The sequence below is a fragment of the Pseudoxanthomonas sp. SGT-18 genome, from assembly GCF_003931645.1.
Classification (GTDB): domain Bacteria; phylum Pseudomonadota; class Gammaproteobacteria; order Xanthomonadales; family Xanthomonadaceae; genus Pseudoxanthomonas.
In genome coordinates, this window is sequence record NZ_RRYJ01000014.1 from 1 (window position 1) to 15,262 (window position 15,262).

Consider the following 15,262-nt stretch of genomic DNA (forward strand, 5'->3'; position numbering starts at 1 on the left):
GTGGAGCTTCGCCAGCCTGACGGCTGTGCAGTCCATCGGCACGTTGAACGGACAGGACGCAGTACCGCGGTGCGTCCTGCCATGTCGGGATTGGTATGTTTCAGCGCGTTATTCGCATTGCTGTGGTCGGGTAGCGGCCGCACGGCCGTGGCTATGCTATGCCGGCGCGGGGCGATGCCCCTGGCCGCGGCACGGCGGCAGCCTGGCGCGGTGCCCGCAGCAACCCGAACGGACCATGGGGAGGTGAGGACTGATGGAGCATCAACACAAGGTGGACCTGACGCGGCGCAACCTGTTGCTGGGCTCGGCGGCGCTGGGCGCGGCGGCTTGGCTTCCGCCGGTGTTCGCGGCCTCCGGTGGCATCCGGGCCACGATCGATACCGGGGCCACGCGTCCGCCCATTTCGCCGATGATCTACGGCGGTTTCATCGAGCATATCGGCAACCTGATCAACCACAGCCTGTGGAGCGAGACGCTCGACGACCGCAAGTTCTATTACGGCGTCCTGGCCGAGCGCGCCCGCAAGCCGGATGATCGCCGCGGCGCGATGGGCTTCATGGAGAAGTGGGTCGCCATCGGGCCGGTCTCCGCCATCGCGCTGGATACCGAACGCCCGTACGTGGGCGAGCACAGCCCGGTCGTCACCGTCGACGGCTCGCAGGAGCGGGGGATGGTGCAGCACGGCCTGGCCCTGAAATCCGGTACGCCTTACGACGGCCGCATCGTCCTGTGGGCCGACCCGGGCGTGACGGTCGCCGTCAGGCTGGTCCGGGATGGCGGCAAGACGCTTTCCACCCGGGTGCGGGCGTCGTCGCAGTGGCAGACCCAACGCTTCCGTTTCGAGCCTGGCGCGGACACCACCGACGCGCGCCTGGAGATCGTTGGCCAGGGCCGTGGCCGCTTCGGCGTGGGGGCGGTGTCGCTGATGCCGGCGGACAACGTGCGCGGGTTCCGCGCCGACACCGTGGCGCTGATGAAGCAGATGAACTGCCACATCCTGCGGATGCCGGGCGGCAACTTCATCTCCGCGTACGACTGGGAGAACACCATTGGCGACCCCGACCGGCGCCCGCCCGTCCTGGACCCGGTGTGGAACGCGGTGCAGCCCAACGACGTGGGCGTGGATGAGCTACTGCAGCTGTGCGAGCTGATCGGATGCGAGCCATTCTGGTGCGTGAACACCGGCTTCGGCGATCCGCGCTCCGGCGCCCAGCTGGTCGAGTACGTCAACGGCAGCGCCGACACCGAGTGGGGCGCGAAGCGGGCGGCCAATGGTCGCGCCGAGCCTTATCGCGTGAAGTACTGGGCGGTGGGCAACGAGATGTACGGCCACTGGCAGTACGGGCACATGGCCCGTGACCAGTACACGGTCAAGCACAACATGTTCGTGGACGCCATGCGCAAGGTGGACCCGGACATCTACATCGTGGCTCCCGGTGGTTTCGTCGACGAGATGACCACCGGCCAGGGCATCTTCATCGAAGGCCAGCCGCAGGTGCATGTCGGCTCCGACCGCGACTGGGCCTACGGCATGTTCAAGGACAGCTGGGGCAGGTTCGACGCACTGGGCACCCACGCCTATCCGCCGGCTGGCAAGCGCTTCGACCTGGCCACCGGCAAGCTGGTGGATGTGACCCAGACGCTCAACGAGTGGGTGCACCAGATGCCCGACCGCATCCGCACCATGGTGGATGCCTGGGAGCAGTACAAGAAGCACTTCCCGGAGCTGGAGAAGGGCAGCGTCAAGGTGTTCTTCGACGAATGGGCCTTCCACTTCGAGGACGACCTCAAGGGCGCCCTGGCGATTGCCGCCGCGTTCCACGAGTTCTTCCGCCACACCGACTTCATCGCGATGGCCGGCTACACCATGGCCACCGCGTGGATGAACTTCGACCGCACGCGCTCGCAGATCAGCATCAAGGGGCGGATGTTCCAGTTCTACCAGGAGCGCTTTGGCACCGTGCCGGTGGTGGTCAACGGCAACTCGCCCACGCCCGCGCCGAAGTACCCGGTCGGCGGCGACCAGCCCAGCGTCAATACTGGCGGCGACACGTATCCGCTGGACGTGTCCGCAGCGCTGACCGCCGATGGCCGGACCCTGGCCGTGGCCGTGGTCAACGGCACCGAAGCGCCGCACAGCTTCTCGCTCGCGCTGCAGGGCTTCAGGCCCAAGGCGGCGGGGCGCTGCTGGAAGTTCAGCGGCCCCGGCCCGGACGCGAAGAATCCGCTCGGGGAGCCGGAGCAGGTCGGTGCCAGGGAGTCCACGTTCGACGCCTCGGCCGGCTCCCTGACCATCGCCCCGGCAAGCGTGGAGATCTATCACTTCGAGCGGGCCTGACCGCGGCAGGGCGTGTCCGGCTGGTTAGCCGGGCACGCGCCGCGTGGAAAGCATCAACCGCAAGAAGCACGTCCCGCCGCGCATTGCCCCGCATTTCCCCATGACACCTGCACTTGGCTAAACGGCACGGGCAGGCCATGCTGCCCCCTCGTCCCATGTCTACCGGTAGCTCATGACCTCTCGCCTCACCCAAGCCCTCCTGGCTTCCGCCCTGATCCTGGGCCTCGCCGGCTGCGATTCTCCCCCGGCGCCCGATGCTGCGGCCGAGGTGGCACAGCCGCAGGCCGGGCAGGCCGCCGCCGGGCAGGCCAAGCCGCCGATCTCCAAGTTCAAGGCCTACACCCGGCGTTTCGAGGGCGAGGCCCTGCTCACCCAGAGCCATGCCACCGGCCACGTCGGCGACCTGTTCTTCACCCACTGGAAGGACGGCGGCGAAGCCTCGTTCAAGCTGGACGAGCAGGGCAACTTCAGGATCGACTGGGTGGGCGGCGACTACAACTACGTCGGCGGCCCGGGCTGGGAACGTGGCGACCGCAACCGCGTGATCGGCTACCACCTCAACGAGGACTCCGGCGCCAGCTACGTCACCCTGTATGGCTGGGGCTACAACAAGGACATGGACCCGAGCGATCCGGCCCACCTGGTGGAGTACTACGTGGTCCAGCGCGGCGTCCGCACGCCGGGGCAGGGGGGCGAGGAGGGCGTGAGCTTCACCAGCAACGGCGTGGAATACACCACCATCCGCACCGTGCGCCGCGAGAAGCCCTCGATCAACAACACCGCCACGTTCTACCAGTACTGGAGCAGGCCCAAGGAGCAGCTGCCGCTGGGCCAGGACCACAAGATCATCTTTGCCGACCACGTCGCCGCCTGGGAGCGCAATGGCTGGAAGCTGCCGGACATGGACAACTTCGACGCCAGCGACGATCCCACGTACCAGGTCTTCGCGGTGGAGGTCTTCATGGTGGAAAAGGGCGGCACCGTGTCGGGGCGGGTGTGGGAGGAGGCTCCGTAAGGAAGGAGTGCCCGATCCGGCCAGGCTGCGAAAGCAGGGGCCGGATCGGGGACAAGGGCGTTGTCGCAGGGGGAGATGATGCGGGGAACGGGACTGGCGCCTTGGCTGGCGCTTGCACTGTCGCTGCTGGCCGCGGTGTGCGCGCAGGCGCAGACCCTGCGTGCGCAGGGGCCTCGCGGGGAATACAGGCCGCCGGCGTACGTGCCGCGGCAGCCACCCAACGTGATGGCGCGTGATACGACGCCCATGAACTGCGAGCAGTTCCGGAGCCACCCACATCCGCGCATGGTGGCCTTCTGCGAGGGGATCGAGCGCTCGCTGGTGCAGATGGACGCAAGGCTCCAGGGGCGGCCGGCGCCTTCGGGCAGCGTGATCGAACTGCCGCCGCTGGGGAGCGCCGAGGCCCGCCAGCTCGGGTATGCCTGCGCTGGCGGGCAGGCCATGCGCCGGCTGGAGGATGGCTGGGAGCAGGTCATGGCCCGGGACAGGGGCTGGCAGCGCTGCCGGGGCGGGTGAGCCGGCGGGCGGTGTCGCCCAGGCCAGGGCAGCCAGGCGTGGCGGGTGCGTTGCTCACGAGTGCGCTTCGCCTACCCGGGCTGCGAAGGTCGGATCCGGCGGCAATGTCGCGCCGCGTGGCGACGCGTCGGGCGCCGCCAGCGTGCTGGGCACTGTAGCGGCGCGGCGCGCTTCGCCTGCCCTGACTATGCGGAAGCGGTTTGCGAACGCGGGCAGTGCCCGGCGCTTGCCTGCGTCGATGTGCGGCGGCATCGCGCTGGCATGTCGTGGCGGGAATGTCCAGCGCTGTCTTTTCCGCGGGCACCGCAGGAAGGGCAAAAAACGCCTGCGCGGGGCCATGAATACGTATGCACAAGGCTTCCGCAAGTGTGACCGGCCACTACCATTGCCGCACGCTCCGGGCAGGTCCCGGGCGCTTAAAGGACCGGGCGATCGCAAGGCGACGTACCCGGCCATCGCACACCACTTCCTTGGAGAGGGGACATGCATCACAAGCGCAACATGCTTAGCGCGGCGCTGGCGTCTGCCATCGCGCTGAGCGCGGCCGGCGTGAACGCCCAGGACAACAGCGGCGACGCCACCAACCTCGATACGGTCACCGTCACCGGCATCCGTCGCGGCATCGAGAGCGCGATCTCGGTCAAGCGCGACTCCACCTCCATCGTCGAGGCGGTCTCGGCCGAGGACATCGGCAAGCTGCCGGACGTGAGCATCGCCGAGTCGATCGCGCGCCTGCCGGGCCTGGCGGCGCAGCGCGTCGCCGGTCGCGCCCAGGTCATCAGCGTGCGCGGCCTGTCCCCGGACTTCGCCACCACCCTGCTCAACGGCCGCGAGCTGGTCAGCACCGGCGACAACCGCAGCGTCGAGTTCGACCAGTACCCGTCCGAGCTGATCAACGGCGTCACCGTCTACAAGACCCCGGACTCCGGCCTGATCGGCCAGGGCCTGTCGGGCACCATCGACATGCAGACCGTGCGTCCGCTGAGCTACGGCGACCGCGTGATCTCGGTCAGCGGCCGCTACCAGAAGAACTCGCTGGGCGAAGCCGCCGGCGTGGACCCGTACGGCAACCGCTTCAACGCCAGCTTCGTGGACAAGTTCGCCGACGGCACCCTGGGCATCGCCCTGGGCTACTCGCACTCGGACATGGCCAAGCAGGAGAACCAGGTCGGCCTGTACGAGCCGTGGGAGCAGGTCGGCGACGGCTGGCGCCCGGGCGTCGAGGCCGGCACCTGGTACTCCGGCGGCATCAAGGCCCTGCGCCGCACCGGCAATGCCAAGCGCGACGGCCTGATGGCGACCATCCAGTACCGTCCGAACAACACCTGGACCAGCACCCTCGACGCGTTCTACACCGACGCCGAGGAGTACGACACCGCCAACCAGCTGGAAATCCACCTGGGCGACTACAACGGCGGCTACGACCGCCTGCAGGTCGACAACGCCAAGGTCAACGGCAATGGCACCTTCACCGGCGGCGTGGCGCGCAACGTGTACCCGCTGGTGCGCGGCATGTACAACCACCGCGAGGACAACATCAAGGCACTCGGCTGGAAGAACGAGCTGTCGTTCGACAGCTGGCGCCTGATGGCCGACGTCAGCTGGTCCAAGGCCGAGCGCGACGAGCTGAACCTGGAGAACAACCTGCAGCGCCTGCCGGCCCCGCAGCTTGACTCGGTGGCGCTGGACTTCTCCGGCAACGGCTTCCCGCAGCTGACCCCGGGCATGGACTACTCCGACCCGTCCCAGCTGTACCTGACCAACACCATCTACGGCTCCGGCTACGGCAAGGTCCCGCACGTGGACGACGAGCTGCGCAGCTTCCGCCTGACCGCCAACTTCAACGCGCCGGAGAGCATGGGCAACTGGCTGTCGGACTTCGACATCGGTGCCAACTTCGCCGACCGCCGCAAGCGCAAGACCCAGGCCGAGGGCAACATCAACCTCGGTGCGCAGGGCGAGACCAGCATCGCCGCCGACCTGCAGTACGCCCCGGTCAACCTGGGCTTCGCCGGCGCCGGCCTGATCCCGGCCTGGAACGTGCCGGCCGCCGTGGCCCGCTACATGGAGTTCAACCCGACCACCGCCGAGTCCTACCTGGTGCCCAAGCAGTGGGCGGTCGAGGAAGAGATCACCACCACCTGGTTCCGCGCCAACATCAACGCGATGATCGGCGAGATCCCGGTGCGCGGTAACGTCGGCATCCAGGCCCAGCACGTCGACCAGTTCTCCAGCTCCAACTACTGGGACGAGAGCCAGCCGGTCGGCAGCCAGGTGATCCCGATCGCCGACGGCAAGAGCTACACCGACTTCCTGCCGAGCCTGAACCTGTCCTTCGAGCTGCCGGCGGAGAACACCCTGCGCTTCGCCATGGCCCGCCAGGTCGCGCGTCCGCGCGTCGACCAGCTGCGCGCCTCGATGGAGTTCGGCGTGGACACCAGCACCGGCCGTCCGGGCGCCAGCGGCGGCAACCCGAACCTGGATCCGTGGGTGGCCAACGCCATCGACCTGTCCTGGGAGAAGTACTTCGGCAACCGTGCCTACGTGGCCGCTGCGGTGTTCTACAAGGACCTGCGCAGCTACATCTACACCCAGACCCGCGACGGCTACGACTTCACCAACCAGGTCGAGCAGTGGCTGGCGGTCAACGGTGACACCATCGACATCCCGGTGCAGAACACCGGCAACTACAGCGCGCCGTTCAACGGCCAGGGTGGCAGCCTGCGTGGTGCCGAGCTGACCGCGTCGCTGCCGCTGGACCTGTTCTCCGACGCCCTGCGCGGCTTCGGCGTGGTGGCCAGCGCCAGCTACAACGACAGCGACATCCAGATCCTGGATCCGGAAAGCGCCAGCAGCGTGGGCAGCGATCCGATCATGCTGCCGGGCCTGTCCAAGCGCGTGTACAACTTCACCGCGTACTACGAGAACAACGGCTTCGAGATCCGCGTCAACCAGCGCAAGCGTTCGGACTTCATCGGCGAGATCGGCAACTTCGACGGCGTCCGCACCCTGCGTTACGTCGAGGGCGAGGACGTGATCGACGCCCAGGTGGCCTACAGCTTCGCCCAGGGCAGTTCGCTGCAGGGCCTGAGCCTGTACCTGCAGGGCAGCAACCTCAACAACTCGCGTTACCGCACCTACGCCGGCACCAAGGACCGTCCGCTCGAGACCGTCGAGTGGGGCCGCACCTGGCTGGTGGGCGCGAGCTACAAGTTCTAAGCGCGAACGGACACCTCCCTGTAGTACCTTGGCCCGCCCTCACCGGCGGGCCATTTTTTTGCCGTCCGGTGGCGCCCGCCTTGCCGCGGGGATGGGCCGGAGGTCATGCCAACTTCCCGCATGGGCAGCCGCGCGGGCAGGGTGGTATCCAGTCGTTTTCACCACGCACGGAGAGCCCCATGGAAACCACCCGCCGCGACCTGCTGAGGCTGGGCGCGCTTGCCGCCGCCTCCGCCGCCGCCCTGCCGGCCCTGGCCGCAGGCGGCGGCGCGCCGGCCGCCGCCGCCACCGACCTGCCGCAGGTGGAGAAGGCCAAGCGCCCGCTCAACATCCTGATCCTTGGCGGCACCGGCTTCACCGGCCCGTTCCAGGTGCGCTACGCGCTGGCCCGCGGGCACAAGGTGACCCTGTTCAACCGCGGCAAGCGACCCTCGCCGGAGTGGCCGGGGGAGGTCGAGCAGCTGCACGGCGACCGCGAGACCGGCGACCTGTCGGCGCTGCGCGGGCGGCGCTGGGACGTGTGCATCGACAACCCGACCAGCCTGCCGTCGTGGGTGCGCGATGCGGGCAAGGCGCTGCGCGGCAAGATCGGGCATTACCTGTTCATCTCCACCATCTCGGTCTACGCCGACGGCAGCCGCCCCGGCATCGACGAGGACGCGCCGCTGGCGCAGTACCGCGGCCGCGATGCCATGGCCGAGACGCGGCAGACCCTGCTGGCCGACATGGAGAACCTGTACGGCCCGCTGAAGGCGCTCAGCGAGGCCGAGGCCTGGAAGCAGTTCGGCGAGCGCACCACCATCGTGCGCCCGGGCTATATCGTCGGCCCGCGCGACGAAACCGACCGCTTCACCTACTGGCCCCTGCGCGTGGCCGACGGCGGGGAAATGCTGGTGCCGGGCGACGGCCAGGACCCGATCCAGGTGATCGACGGCCGCGACCTGGGCGAGTGGATGATCCGCCTGGCCGAGAACGGCACCACCGGCACCTTCAACGCGGTCGGCCCCGGCTACCCGCTGACCATGGACGCGATGCTGCACGGCTGCCAGGCGGTGACCTCGACCCCGCTGCAGCTGACCCACGTGGACCCGGAGTTCCTCGAGGCGCAGGGCGTGGAGCTGCCGATCTGGGTGCCGCGCAACCGCGGCCCGTACGCCGGCTATGGCCAGGTCAGCAACGCGCGCGCGGTGGCCGCCGGGCTGACCTTCCGCCCGCTGGCCAACACCGTGGCCGACCTGCTGGCCTGGTACCGCAGCCTGCCGGCCGAACGCCAGGCCAAGCCGCGCGCCGGCATCGACCGACAGCGCGAGGCCGAGCTGCTGCGTGCCTGGCACGCCCGCGCCGGGTGAGCCGGGCACGCCACCACGCCAGCGGCGTGGCAGGGCCGTTGTTCACGGCCGTGCCACGCCGCGCTGCGTAAGGTCCGGGTCACCTAACGGACGGAGCAGGGCATGATCAAGTGGGCCATCATCTTCCTGGTAATCGGACTGATTGCCGGGGCATTGGGGCTGGGTGGCGTGGCCGGGGTGTCGATCGGCATCGCCAAGTTCCTGTTCGTCGCCGCGCTGCTGATCGCGGTGGTGCTGTTCGTGCTGGGCCTGACCATCTTCCGCAAGGTGACTTGATCTGGTGTCGCGTGCTGGTAATGTCGGCGCCGACATGAGGAGATCCCGGAACCTCGCCCGCGCGGCCTTGCTGCTGCTACTGCTGCTCCCGTCCGTGCTGCCCGCCCGCGACCTAGGCGTGGCCGGGCACCTGCCGCTGCCAGTGCTGGACCTGCAACGTTTCGCGGGCCCCTGGCACCTGGCGGCGTGGTTGCCGGTGGACTTCCAGCGCAAGTGCGTGCGCGAGGCGCGGGTGGAGTACCGGGCCGGCGCAGGCGAGGGCTTCGACGCCCATCAGTCCTGCCTGGACGAGGACGGGCGCCGCATCGGCGAGGACGCCGAGGTGGTGCCGGTGCCCGGCGCGCCCGGCTCGCTGCAGGTCCGTGCCGTGGCCCCGCGCTGGCGCGCCTGGGTGCCGTTCGGCTGGACCCGCCGCTGGGTGCTGGCGGTGGACCCGGAATACCAGTGGGCCCTGGTCGGCGCGCCGGACCGGGACCGCCTGTGGATCCTGTCGCGGCAGCCGCGGGTGGACCGCCTGCTGCTGGCCTCGCTGGTCGGCAAGGCGCAGGAACTGGGTTATCCGGTCGCGGAACTGGTGTTCGACGCCGGCGCACCCGGCAGCGAGGCACGCAGCGTGCCGCACGCGCTGGTGGCCTCGACCAACGAGCCGTTCTGGCAGGCGCGGGTGGATGGCACGGGGCTGGTGCTGACCGGTCCGGACCTGCCGCAGCCGCGCCGCCTGCAGCTGGCCAGCCGCACCGACGCGCTGGTGCCGGGCGTGCAGGCGATCGTGGCGCGCGATGCCCAAGGCACGGTCGTGTTGCGTGTGGCCACCGGGCAGTGCCAGGACAGGATGTCCGGGGCGTGGTACCCGCTGCGCGCGGCGCTGGCGGTGGATGGCGCGGAGGAAGTGCCGGGCTGTGCGCGTCCGGCGGCGATGCCGGCGCCGGGGGAGCCGCGCTAGCCCGTTACAATGGCGGCCGTTTTTTTCCTGCAACGAGGATGCAATGGCTGCCATTCCTTCCTGTCCGCAGTGCGGACTGGACAACACCTACGCCGACGGCGCGCTCTGGATCTGCCCGGACTGCGCCCACGAGTGGACCGAGGAGGAGGGCGCCGAGGCGGAAGCCGGGCTGGTCGTGCGCGACAGCAATGGCAACCCGCTGGCTGCCGGCGACACCGTGGTCGTGATCAAGGACCTGAAGGTCAAGGGCTCCTCGATCCCGCTCAAGCAGGGCACGGTGATCCGCAACATCCGCCTGGTCGAGGGCGATGCGGAGCACATCGAAGGCAACTCGGACAAGATCAAGGGCCTGGTGCTCAAGACCCAGTTCCTGCGCAAGGCCTGAGCGAATCGCCGATCATTGGTGATTGGTGATTGGGCGGGGCGTGTGGCCCGGGCAAGTGCAGCGCAGCGCCGCTGCAGTGCCATGGCGCCCGCGAGGCCTGGCGCTTTGCCACGCGCTGCGTCGTCGTCTGGAGCACCGTTCCCTTCCCGGCGGGATGGGGTAGGGGGGAGGGCCAGGCGCCGACGCAGCTCCCCGATCGCGGCGTAGCCGAACGCCGGCGCCCGGCCATCGCCTGCATGCCCCTCCGCGCGTGTCCGCTATGATTCGGCGTTCGTCCGGCGCCACCGCGCCGCAATCCTTTTCCGGCCACGCTGCCCGCCAGCGTGGCCCGTCCGCAGGAGTCACGCATGCGTTCCAGACCTTTCGGCCGTAGCGGCCACACCGTCGGCGAGATCGGCTTTGGCGCCTGGGCCATCGGCGCGGCCTGGGGCACGGTCGACGACCGCGATTCGATCGCCGCGCTGCACGCGGCGCTGGATGCCGGCCTGGATTTCATCGACACCGCCGACGTCTACGGCGACGGCCACTCCGAGCGCCTGATCGCGCGCGTGCTCAAGGAGCGCGGCGGCAAGCGCCCGTTCGTGGCGACCAAGGCCGGGCGCCGCCTGCCCAGGCAGGAAGTGGCCGGCTACACCGCGCAGAACCTGCAGGAGTGGGTGGACCGCAGCCGCCGCAACCTGGAGATGGAAACCCTCGACCTGCTGCAGCTGCACTGCCCGCCGACCGACGCCTACTACCATCCGGAGATCTTCGAGCACCTGGAGCGGCTGGTGGAGCGCGGTGCGATCGCCCGCTACGGCGTGAGCGTGGAGCGGGTGGAGGAAGCGCTCAAGGCGATCGAGTACCCGAACGTCGCCAGCGTGCAGATCATCTTCAACATGTTCCGCCTGCGCCCGGCCGGGCTGTTCTTCCAGGAGGCCCTGCGCCGCGGCGTGGCGGTGATCGCGCGAGTGCCGCTGGCCAGCGGCATGCTCAGCGGCAAGTTCCGCGCCGATACCCGCTTCGAGGAAAGCGACCACCGCAACTTCAACCGCAACGGCGAGGCCTTCGACGTCGGCGAGACTTTCTCCGGCGTGCCCTACGAGGTCGGCCTGGCGGCAGTGGAGAAACTGCGTCCGCTGGTGCCGGCCGGCGCCACCATGGCCCAGTTCGCGCTGCGCTGGATCCTGATGCACGAGGCGGTGAGCGTGGTCATCCCCGGCGCCAAGAACCCGGAGCAGGCGCTGGCCAACATCGCCGCGGCCGGGCTGCCGGCGCTGCCGGCGGAGGTCATGGCCGAGGTCGTGCGGATCTACGAGCAGGACATCAAGCCGCACGTGCACCAGCGCTGGTGACCCCCGGCGCCGGGGCGCAGGCGGGCGCAACCGTTGGACTTTCCGACAGGAGCAGGCACATGAAGATCCTGGTGGTACTGACGTCCCACGATCGCCTGGGCGAGACCGGCGAGAAGACCGGCTTCTGGCTGGAGGAACTGGCCGCCCCGTACTGGCGCTTCCGCGATGCCGGGGCCGAGGTGGTGCTGGCCTCGCCCCGCGGCGGGCAGCCTCCGCTGGACCCGCGCAGCGATGCGCCGGAGTCGCAGACCGACGATACCCGGCGCTTCCAGGGCGATGCCGCGGCGATGGCGGCGCTTGCCAACACCCGGCCGCTGGCCGAGGTGTCGATGGACGACTTCGACGCGCTGTTCTATCCAGGCGGCCACGGCCCGCTGTGGGACCTGGCCGAGGATCCACGCTCGATCGCCCTGGCCGCGCGCGCGGCCGAAGCCGGCAAGCCGCTGGGCGCGGTCTGCCATGGCCCGGCCGCGCTGCGGCGGGTGCGCGGTGCCGACGGCGCGCCGTTGGTGCAGGGGCGCAAGGTCACCGGCTTCAGCGATAGCGAGGAAGCCGCGGTGGGTCTGACCGGGGTGGTGCCGTTCTCGGTGGAGGCCATGCTGCGCGACAACGGCGGCGAGTACTCCAAGGGGGCCGACTTCCAGCCCCACGTGGTCAGCGACGGCCTGCTGGTGACCGGGCAGAACCCGGCCTCCTCGGCGCCGGCGGCCGAGGCGCTGCTGGCCCTGCTGCGCTGACCCGGCAAGCGCACCTCCACCAATGCCGCCCGGCGCCGCGCGTGCCGCCCGGGTAGACTGCCCGCGCGTCCTTCGCCGCGGCTGGGACTCCATTCCGATGCCCGGGGGATGCCATGCGTCTGGACTGCCACGTGCGATCGCCGGCCCTGCGCGACCCGCCGGCCGCGTTCGCCTTTGCCGGCCGGCAGGACGGTGCCGGAGCCGGCGCCCGGCCGGGTCGATCCCTGCGACCACCTGTTCCACGCTGCCACGGGCGCGGTGCGGTGATGGCCGGGCGCATCTGCCTGTCGACCTTCCTGCTGGCGGTGCTACTCCTGCTGGCCGGCTGCAGCCAGCCGGCATCCCCGGTGCCGGCCACGGCTCCCGCGCACGGAAAGGCCACGGAAGACGACGGCATCGCGGACGCGCCCTGGCCGGCGCCTGGGACCTGTGGGAGGACACCGAGGGCGGCAGCGTCTGCCCGGTCACGCTGCAGGCCACGCCCAACCTCGGCGGGCATGCGCTGGAGGCGGATCCGGCCTGCCTCGCCTCACTGGGCCTGGAAGGCGAGGCGTTTGCCTGGCTGATCGACGGCCGCGACCAGTCGCTGGTACTGGTGGATGCCACGCGCAAGGCCATCGTGCGCCTGCCGCGCAGCGGCGAGCGCGAGTTCTACCTGCCGCGCGACGGCAATCGGCGGTACGGGCTGATGCTCAACCCGGCGCAGTAGTCGCGGCGCCCGCCGGCGATGGTCGCCGGCCAGGCAAGGTTCGCCTACCCCGGCCGGCAGGCCTGCCGCGGCGCGGGTCAGGCGTAGAATGCGTCCCTGGTGTTTTGCGGAAAGCGCGCAGTGGCAGAACAGATATCCGCGGTCCCGGCGTCCGCGGCCCCTGGGGAGGCGCCGGCATCGGCGGCACGCATCGGTCCGGCCTCGCCGGCCGACATCGAGGCCCTGTCCGCGCTGCTGGTGGAGACCGTCGCCAACAACGGCTCGGTCGGCTTCATGCACCCGCTGCCGCTGGACGAGGCGCGTGCGTTCTGGCGCGGCGCGCTGGAGGCGGTCGCGCGCGGCGAGCGCGTGGTGCTGTGCGCCTGGCAGGACGGCCAGCTGCTGGCCACCGGTTCGCTGGCCCTGGTGCAGGCGCCCAGCCAGCCGCACCGCGGCGAGCTGACCAAGGTGATGACCGCGCCGGCGGCCCGCGGCCGCGGCGTCGGTGCGGCCCTGGTGCAGGCGCTGGAACAGGCAGCGCGCGAGCGCGGCCGCCGCCTGCTTACCCTGGATGCCTCGCTGATCGAGGGCGCCACCGCGTTCTACCGCCGCCTGGGCTACCACACCGCCGGCGACATCCCCGAGTACGCCTACAAGCCGCTGGGCGGGCTGGGCGCGACCCGGATCCTGTGGAAGCTGCTGGACGCGCGCGAGCCGGCGCGGACGTTGCCGGTCGACCCGGCCGCCGACGAGCGGTACATGCGCCAGGCCCTGGCCCTGGCCGAGCGCGCGGAGAAGGAATACGACGAGATCCCGGTGGGCGCGGTGGTGGTCTCGGCCGGAGGCGAGGTGATCGGCGAGGGCTGGAACCGCAACATCGCCGACCACGATCCCAGCGCGCATGCCGAGATCATGGCCCTGCGCCAGGCCGGCCGGGCGTTGGCCAACCACCGCCTGGTCGGCGCCACCCTGTACGTGACGCTGGAACCCTGCGCGATGTGCGCCATGGCCCTGGTCCATGCCCGCGTCGCGCGAGTGGTCTACGGCGCGGCCGATCCCAAGACCGGCGCCTGCGGCAGTGTGTTCGACGTCATCGGCGACCCGCGCCACAACCACCGCGTGCTGGTGCAGGGCGGGGTGCTGGGCGAGGAGGCCGGGCGGCGCCTGACCAACTACTTCCGGGCCAAGCGCGGCAAGCCGCCGGTCTGAGCCCGGTTCAGCCCCACGGCGGCAGCGGCCGGGTGGGGCGGTGGTCCATTTCCTCGTTGATCGCGGTCACCGCCAGGGTGGACTCGCGCGCCAGCAGGAAGCTGGCGGCAAACATCGACAGCACCCCGGCCGAAGCCAGCCAGATCGGCAGCGAGCCCAGGCGGTGCCCGACGAAGTTGTCCACGGCCACCGCCAGGCTGGTGCCGACGAAGCAGCTGATGGCGATGTACAGCAGCTGCCCGGCGCGCAGCATCAGCAGGCTACGCAGGCGCTGCAGGGCGATGCGCTTCTCGTACAGCTGCCGCTCGCGCTCGTCGCGCACTTCCGGCAGTTCCCGCAGCAGGGTCCGCGCGCGGTCGATGATCCGGGCCAGGCGGTTGTTGGCCGACAGCAGCAGCGAGGCGGTGGCTGTCAGGAAGAAGGCCGGCGCCAGCATCGCGGCCAAGATGGCATGGGTGCTCGACTCTTGCATCGACCGGGCGTGGATGGGGACCTGCGGTATCATGCCAGCCCCCGCCGCGCCCGCAAGCGCGGCCCCATCACCGTTGGAGTTCCGCAAACGCATGGCCATGGCCGCAGGAATGGACCGCCTGATCTGGATCGACCTGGAGATGACCGGCCTGGACACCGACCGCGATTCCATCCTCGAGATCGCCACCGTCGTCACCGACGCCCAGCTCAACGTGCTGGCCGAGGGCCCCGAGCTGGCCATCGCCCATCCGCTGGAGACCCTGCAGGCGATGGACGAGTGGAACCGCAACCAGCACAGCCGTTCCGGCCTGTGGCAGCGGGTGCTGGACAGCGACGTGACCCTGGCCCAGGCCGAGGCCCGCACCGTGGCCTTCCTCAACGAGTGGGTACCGGCCAAGGCCTCGCCGATGTGCGGCAACTCGATCTGCCAGGACCGCCGCTTCCTGCACCGGCTGATGCCGCGGCTGGAGCAGTACTTCCACTACCGCAACCTGGACGTGAGCACGCTCAAGGAGCTGGCCCGCCGCTGGTGCCCGGAGGTGCTGGCCGGGGTCGGCAAGCAGGCCGCGCATACCGCGCTGAGCGACGTGCACGATTCGATCGCCGAGCTGCGCCACTACCGCCAGTTCCTGGGCAAGTTCGCCGGGCTGCCGGCGGCCTGAGCGTCAGGGGCCGGCCCGCCCCGACTCCGTTGCCGCGCCTGGTCCGCCGGCACGGACCGGCCAGCCGCCCGCGGCAGGCGCCGCCGGCGCTCCCGCCGCCGCGCCGGGGGGACTGGCGCC

Annotated in this window: 14 protein-coding genes and 1 pseudogene; 14 read left to right on the top strand and 1 reads right to left on the bottom strand. The window is 70.3% G+C overall.

Translation table 11 applies throughout. The features are described from left to right. Positions 1-253: 253 nt before the first annotated feature. The 13 genes and pseudogenes from EIM47_RS15195 to tadA all read left to right on the top strand — a co-directional run bounded on the left by EIM47_RS15195 (position 254) and on the right by tadA (position 14,009). The gene (locus tag EIM47_RS15195) at positions 254-2,338 is read left to right on the top strand and encodes an alpha-L-arabinofuranosidase (protein ID WP_125077385.1); all 2,085 of its coding nucleotides are present in this window, start codon (positions 254-256) and stop codon (positions 2,336-2,338) included. Between the two features lie 268 nt (positions 2,339-2,606). Then, positions 2,607-3,353 carry a glycoside hydrolase family 11 protein gene (locus tag EIM47_RS15200; RefSeq protein ID WP_240626256.1) on the top strand — a complete coding sequence of 249 codons (747 nt, stop codon included), beginning with the start codon at positions 2,607-2,609 and terminating at the stop codon, positions 3,351-3,353. 75 nt (positions 3,354-3,428) lie between these two features. After that, complete coding sequence (locus tag EIM47_RS15205; RefSeq protein WP_164514629.1) at positions 3,429-3,869, top strand: hypothetical protein; 441 nt, start codon at positions 3,429-3,431, stop codon at positions 3,867-3,869. Positions 3,870-4,352: 483 nt separating this feature from the next. Next, positions 4,353-7,088: a TonB-dependent receptor gene (locus EIM47_RS15210; protein ID WP_125077388.1), complete on the top strand. Its 2,736-nt coding sequence runs from the start codon at positions 4,353-4,355 to the stop codon at positions 7,086-7,088. Between the two features lie 179 nt (positions 7,089-7,267). Next, a complete protein-coding gene (locus EIM47_RS15215; protein ID WP_125077389.1) occupies positions 7,268-8,437 on the top strand; it encodes an SDR family oxidoreductase in 1,170 nt (389 codons plus the stop codon). A 102-nt stretch (positions 8,438-8,539) separates the two neighbouring features. Beyond that, positions 8,540-8,713 carry a DUF1328 domain-containing protein gene (locus EIM47_RS15220; protein ID WP_019397347.1) on the top strand — a complete coding sequence of 58 codons (174 nt, stop codon included), beginning with the start codon at positions 8,540-8,542 and terminating at the stop codon, positions 8,711-8,713. Positions 8,714-8,747: 34 nt separating this feature from the next. Then, positions 8,748-9,656 (top strand): lipocalin family protein, encoded by a 909-nt coding sequence (locus EIM47_RS15225; protein ID WP_240626257.1) that lies wholly within the window; start codon positions 8,748-8,750, stop codon positions 9,654-9,656. A 43-nt stretch (positions 9,657-9,699) separates the two neighbouring features. Beyond that, positions 9,700-10,041 (top strand): zinc ribbon domain-containing protein YjdM, encoded by a 342-nt coding sequence (locus tag EIM47_RS15230; protein ID WP_026010237.1) that lies wholly within the window; start codon positions 9,700-9,702, stop codon positions 10,039-10,041. 347 nt (positions 10,042-10,388) lie between these two features. Continuing rightward, positions 10,389-11,375 (top strand): aldo/keto reductase, encoded by a 987-nt coding sequence (locus tag EIM47_RS15235; protein ID WP_125077390.1) that lies wholly within the window; start codon positions 10,389-10,391, stop codon positions 11,373-11,375. 59 nt (positions 11,376-11,434) lie between these two features. Continuing rightward, a complete protein-coding gene (locus EIM47_RS15240) occupies positions 11,435-12,112 on the top strand; it encodes a type 1 glutamine amidotransferase domain-containing protein (RefSeq protein ID WP_019397343.1) in 678 nt (225 codons plus the stop codon). A gap of 97 nt (positions 12,113-12,209) precedes the next feature. Continuing rightward, positions 12,210-12,821, top strand: a complete 612-nt coding sequence (locus tag EIM47_RS15245) for an AprI/Inh family metalloprotease inhibitor (RefSeq protein WP_125077403.1) — start codon at positions 12,210-12,212, stop codon at positions 12,819-12,821. A 273-nt stretch (positions 12,822-13,094) separates the two neighbouring features. Continuing rightward, positions 13,095-13,424: pseudogene (locus tag EIM47_RS16040) on the top strand (GNAT family N-acetyltransferase); the annotation flags it as partial. A gap of 102 nt (positions 13,425-13,526) precedes the next feature. Then, on the top strand, positions 13,527-14,009 hold the full coding sequence (gene tadA / locus EIM47_RS16045) for a tRNA adenosine(34) deaminase TadA (protein WP_028915589.1): 483 nt from the start codon (positions 13,527-13,529) through the stop codon (positions 14,007-14,009). A 7-nt stretch (positions 14,010-14,016) separates the two neighbouring features. Here tadA and EIM47_RS15255 read toward each other — a convergent pair whose 3' ends face one another. Continuing rightward, positions 14,017-14,481, bottom strand: a complete 465-nt coding sequence (locus EIM47_RS15255; protein ID WP_125077392.1) for a DUF2721 domain-containing protein — start codon at positions 14,479-14,481, stop codon at positions 14,017-14,019. Positions 14,482-14,578: 97 nt separating this feature from the next. Between EIM47_RS15255 and orn the strand changes: the two genes are divergently transcribed. Then, positions 14,579-15,142, top strand: coding sequence for an oligoribonuclease (gene orn, locus EIM47_RS15260; protein ID WP_028915587.1), 564 nt, complete (start codon positions 14,579-14,581; stop codon positions 15,140-15,142). Positions 15,143-15,262 lie beyond the last annotated feature (120 nt).